Source organism: Microvirga sp. P5_D2 (assembly GCF_054049475.1).
On the sequence record NZ_JBFUMH010000321.1, the window covers coordinates 1 to 2,490 of the forward strand.

General features: G+C 59.4%; 3 protein-coding genes. 2 read left to right on the forward strand and 1 reads right to left on the reverse strand.

The annotated features are described in order from the left end of the window. The coding region (locus tag ACXJKO_RS31180) for a serine hydrolase (protein ID WP_457094877.1) at positions 1 to 418 on the reverse strand (418 nt) is incomplete at its 3' end. A gap of 578 nt (positions 419 to 996) precedes the next feature. Here ACXJKO_RS31180 and ACXJKO_RS31185 point away from each other — a divergent pair. Continuing rightward, positions 997 to 1,218 carry a hypothetical protein gene (locus ACXJKO_RS31185; protein WP_457094878.1) on the forward strand — a complete coding sequence of 74 codons (222 nt, stop codon included), beginning with the start codon at positions 997 to 999 and terminating at the stop codon, positions 1,216 to 1,218. A gap of 678 nt (positions 1,219 to 1,896) precedes the next feature. Then, complete coding sequence (locus ACXJKO_RS31190) at positions 1,897 to 2,250, forward strand: cupin domain-containing protein (RefSeq protein WP_457094879.1); 354 nt, start codon at positions 1,897 to 1,899, stop codon at positions 2,248 to 2,250. The last annotated feature ends 240 nt before the right edge of the window (positions 2,251 to 2,490 follow it).

The window sequence follows — 2,490 nt, forward strand, 5'->3', positions numbered from 1 at the left end:
GATCTGTACCGCTGTCTTCGCGCTCAAACAGAATCTGGCCAAACGTTCGCGCCACCACGTTGGCCGTGACGTTGGATGACGGCAGCAGCATATTGGCAATCGCGTCTTGCAGGGAAAAGCGATCACCCGCGCCGATGTTTCTCCCTGTCCCTTTCGCTTCGTCTCTGCCGCGCATCCTCAGCTTGGTGTCCAAGGCCTGACCGAACCGTGACGCCACATCGAGCGCCGTGATGATGCTCAAAAGCTTCGTGAGGGAAGCAGGATGGAAAGCGTCCTGCGGGTTTTTCGCATACACTTCCTGCGGATCGCCGTCGGAGGAGATTTTAAGGACCATCACCGCTTGAGCCGAGAGCACGATGGAACCCGGCAGCCCGGTCCGCTCGCGGTGCGTGAGGTCGATGTCGTAGCGCGTGTGCATGGGCGCAGCCTCCCTCGGATCTCGCCAGCATATATTCGCTCAGCCTACAGGACCACCGCTCCCTGGCAGGACCAATCCGGATGCGTTTGCATCCACTCCTGAATGGCTGACCGTATGGAGGCCGTCTCACGAAAAGGCTCCGACAAGCGGAGCCTTTTCGTGAGACGAAGCCATAATGGTCGCCGCGCCGGCAAACCACCCCTCCTCTTTGAAGATGAGGCCGTGCGGGTGCTGGAGGTCACTGTCGCGCCCGGGGAGCGTGAGAACCTCCATCATCACCGCTGGCCGAGCATTATGGTTGTGCTGGCACGACCGAACTACCGAAACTTCGACGCGGACGGGAACGAGATCCCTCCATCGGGAGGAACACCGGCCAGTCCTGTGCTGCCGCGCGCTCTGCGCCTGCCCCACAGAGACTGCATGCAATCGAGGTCGCGGCTGATGCGCCGCATGGCTTCCGAGGCTTTCGGATTGAGTTCAAGACGCCCGAGGCGTAAGGGCCTCTTGGGCATTCCACACACGGCGTTCTGCGAAATTCTTGGCGCGCACGCGCGACTAGGCTCATGATCCCCTTCATCATGTCCGACCTGCAGAAAGCATACGAAGAACTCGCCTTGGCCGATCAACACCTCGCCGAGACTGAGAGTCGGGTGTCCGAGCAGATCATTCTCATCGAACAGATGACCGCGGAGGGGCGGGATACGACCCCCGCCAAGCTACGGCTTCGAAGCCTGGAGCAGGCCCTTCAGGAGGGGCACGTTCACCGCCAGCTCATTCTGGATGTCATCGCCCGAGGGTGAGCGCTTGTCAAAAAGGGGCTTCTGCGAAATTGTGGCCGGTCTTATTGTGCCGAGGCAGACTGAGGCGGCAGGATCGCGCAGCGGGTCGTGTAGACAAGATCATCTAAATCATCCGATCCACTGGGCTTATCGGCGAAACCGCACCAAAACCCTCCGTTCGTCTCGCCAGTGTCACCCAGTAGCGCCCGATATTGGATTATATAGTCTGGCACGTCGAGCCACCGTCCATCCACGAACATCTGCCAGTGGCTTGAGATGAACCGATAAGGTGCAGGGCGACAGTCTCTGTCGTCGCAACATCCCTTTCCCCAAGGGTCTTTCAAATGCGAGTAGATGTCGTGGGCCTGGAGCGGCAGCGCCAAGCCGGCGACCAGAACAGCAGACACAAAGGCGGTTTTTGACGACATACGCCCCTCCCTTACGGATGGGCCTAGTCCCTCAGGGGCAGCTCGGGGCGCGGTGTCGGAGCCCCGAGAGGGGGCGAGAGAGGCGAGGTCAACTTCAGGCTTGAGAATACGCCTATTCCGCCACGCTTACAATGAAACCGTGGCTAGGAGCGTTTTCTCAATTCCACACACGGCGTTCTGCGAAATTCGCAGACAATCTTCTTACGCGCAACGACCCCCGACCGGGAGTATAATCGAGTGGCTATCGGCGTGATGGCCTAGGCTTGAGTCAATGCGCGTCATCGACCATGGGGGACAGGAGCGGGAGCTGTGGAGGCCCGGCGTTCTCACGCGCATGCGCATTTCGGCTGCAACGGGCGCGGAGCAACTGTGTGTCTTCGAGCAATGGTGTGACCCTGGTTGCGGCGCGCCTCCTCATCTTCACACGGTCGAGGAGGTGCTGACCGTGCTGGCTGGTCGGGCCGAAATCTGGATTGGTGAGGAACGCTCTACCCTGACCGCCGGGCAGTCCGTAATCGTGCCAGCGGGCCACCGGCATGGCTTCCGCAACACCGGTGAGACGGTCCTCCACATGGAAGCGATCCTTGCCGCGCCAATATTCGGTCCAGCCACGCAGCGCGAATGACCAGTTCCATAAATGGACTTGCCGGAAATTCGCGGCCATGAAACGCCAGAAGCCCTGGAGCACTTCAGGGCTTCAAGTGGGAGATTCGTTACTTCAGGAAGTTCGAACCATCACCACAGTATAGCTGACTATGACATCGAACCGAAAATAAGGTCTAAGACAACCATTTTTTCCGGCCTGCATCCTCCCGAAGGATAGTTCACGTTTCCGTGAGAGGCAGGCTATCCTTAGACCTAATAC

Bases quoted from the DNA above. Each gene is read 5' to 3' on its own strand.
- ACXJKO_RS31185 (WP_457094878.1), top strand. From the start codon at position 997: ATGTCCGACCTGCAGAAAGCATACGAAGAACTCGCCTTGGCCGATCAA.
- ACXJKO_RS31190 (WP_457094879.1), top strand. From the start codon at position 1,897: ATGCGCGTCATCGACCATGGGGGACAGGAGCGGGAGCTGTGGAGGCCC.